Raw genomic sequence first — 2,445 nt, 5'->3', positions numbered from 1 at the left:
GATCACTTCAACGATCCCTGGATCGAGTTTGATTTCGAGTTTCTGGGCCGGGACGGAGGCGACTTCGACGGTGACGGGGACATCGACATCCACCACGTCCGTCTAAACATCTACATGCAGACTGCCTTCGGAGATGTAATCACGCTCGAGCAGACCAACGGGTGGCAGCCGGTAATCGTCGACCTCGGGTTCGATGCGACCGAAGGCTTTCACACCTATGAGATGGTGGTCACTGGGTCAGAAGCCGTCTTCGTTGTCGACGGGGCGGTGATCGGCCGCTTCGGCGGCGGTGATATGCTCTATGGCACATGGACGACTGGTGAGATGAAGGGCTTCGCCAACCTCTGGTGCGTGGATCCTTCACTGGAGAACTGGGCGGGAGAGTGGGCCTATTCAGGCAAGCCTATCGTTGGCACTCTTTCGTCTATGGAGGTGAGACCGGGGGAGCTGGGCGGCTTTGGGGCTTTGCCTTCGAACCTGACGCTGAACGGTACAAAGCGCTCCGACGATCTAATCGGACAGAATGGGCACGACATGATCTACGGGCATGAGGGCAATGATGTGCTCTCGGGGAACCGAGGCCATGACCGGCTTTACGGCGGCGAGGGCAAAGACACCCTCTTCGGGGGCGCCGGATCGGACATCCTGAATGGGGGCGGGGGCCAGGATATGCTATATGGTGGCGCGGGCGACGGACTGCGCGACGTCTTCGTCTTCACCTCAACGTCCGATAGCGCGCAAGGCAAGCAGTGCGATAAGATCCATGATTTTGTCTCGGGCATCGATCTCATCGACCTTAGTGGAATCGATGCGAACACAAGGGCTACGGCTGCGGGCGACCAAGCCTTCCTCTTCAGCTACACCACCGCACAAGCGCATTCAGTCTGGTACACAAAATCAGGCTCCGACCTCACGCTGCGAGGTGACGTCAACGGGGACAAGACGGCCGATTTCGAGATCCGCCTTGCGGACATCAGCGCCCTTGCCATTGGCGATCTCGTATTGTGAGGAACGGGGGCTATTTAGACGCAACTCAGGACCAAAGGCTGAGTGCAGCGGTCCAGAGGGTCGCCAAGCCGGTGATGATCAAGTTCGCACCAATATCACGGTCCCCGATTACCTGATCCCATATACGGATCAGCGCCAGCCAAAGAAGCGGGATCGAGAGCAAGGTCCAGCCGCCAAAGCTCACAATGTCAGGCACTATGGTTTGCATTCTAACACCCTCTGGAGTTGATGCGACGTAAGTTAACGTAAGGTAAGAGTGTGGCAATCCTATGAGTGTGGACGAGGCTGATTGGATCATGTTCTACGGGATCCTCTAGTCGCTTCCGTCAAGGTGGCGTAGCTGAGGCGATCATCGGTTCCCCGATAGTAGCGGGTTGCGAAAGCCCACCTGAACCGAAAGATGACCCCGAAGACCAACCCCATGATGGACCTGAGAGAACTCATCGAGAAGAACGGTGACCCGGATCTCTGCGAGATGATCGGCATTGCGGCCGAGCGGATCACAGAAACAGGGCCAAGGCGAGAACTGGCGCTGCCAAGGGCGTGCGTTCGCCGCTGCGCGGGGTTCACTGGGACGACTACCGCGAGAAGGGCAGGGACACGAGTGCCGACCGAGGCGAATTGAATATTCCAAAGCTGCGCAAAGTTAGAGGCGGGCGTCAGGCAGGTCGGTTCTCTACACTGGTGATTAAGCTTGTTAGGACGTCAGAACGAAAGCAGCCTAAGTGGACGTGAAAATTTGAAATGGTTGACCATGACCTACCATGATGCCTCACACCTAACTACTTGATCGGATGCTGGATTGAACAACCCATTGACCCGGTTCGAGCGGCAGGAACCTTGGCAACCAGCTCGGCACGGGCCGCTTCACGAAGCGGCTTGGCAGTTTCTGGCGACGGCCAGCCTGTGCTTCGGAGCCTGGTATCTCTATTGGCGCTGGACCAGTTCGGTCAATTTTGACGCGCTGTGGTTCTCGGTGCCGCTGATCCTGGCCGAGACAGCCGCCTATATTGGACTGATCTTGTTCGTGCTCAACCTGTGGAGCGCGCGGAGCCTTCAACCCGGCACGCCGCCGGCTAGCTTCGACGAAATCAGCGAGGATCCCGACGCGCCAGCGCGCCCGTTGGTGGTCGACGTCTTCTTCGCGACCTACAGCGAGGATCCGGAATTGGTCCGCCTTGGGGTGCGCGACGCCAAGGCGCTGCGCTATCCGCATCCGATCGATGTGCGCGTTCATGTGCTTGACGACGGCAAGCGCGAGGCAATGGCGCAGATGGCGCGCGAGGAAGGCGCGATCTACCAGAGCCGGGCCGACAATGCCGGCTTCAAGGCCGGCAATCTGCGCAACGCGCTCGAGAACAGCTCCGGCGATCTGGTGGTGATCTGCGACGCTGATACCCGGCCCTTTCCGGAGTTCCTTGAGGAGACACTAGGCTA

2 protein-coding genes are annotated in these 2,445 nt (G+C 58.7%); both read left to right on the top strand.

Annotated features, from left to right (window positions below; all coding sequences use genetic code 11):
• Positions 1–1,008: M10 family metallopeptidase C-terminal domain-containing protein (locus FHS00_RS17520; protein WP_183475384.1), on the top strand; the 1,008-nt coding region annotated here is incomplete at its 5' end.
• An 802-nt stretch (positions 1,009–1,810) separates the two neighbouring features.
• Positions 1,811–2,445: glycosyltransferase (locus tag FHS00_RS17515; RefSeq protein WP_183475383.1), on the top strand; the 635-nt coding region annotated here is incomplete at its 3' end.

The sequence above is a fragment of the Limimaricola variabilis genome (assembly GCF_014195545.1).
GTDB lineage: Bacteria > Pseudomonadota > Alphaproteobacteria > Rhodobacterales > Rhodobacteraceae > Limimaricola > Limimaricola variabilis.
The sequence above is the reverse complement of the archived record's forward strand: the minus strand, read 5'-3'. Positions and strand labels throughout refer to the sequence as shown.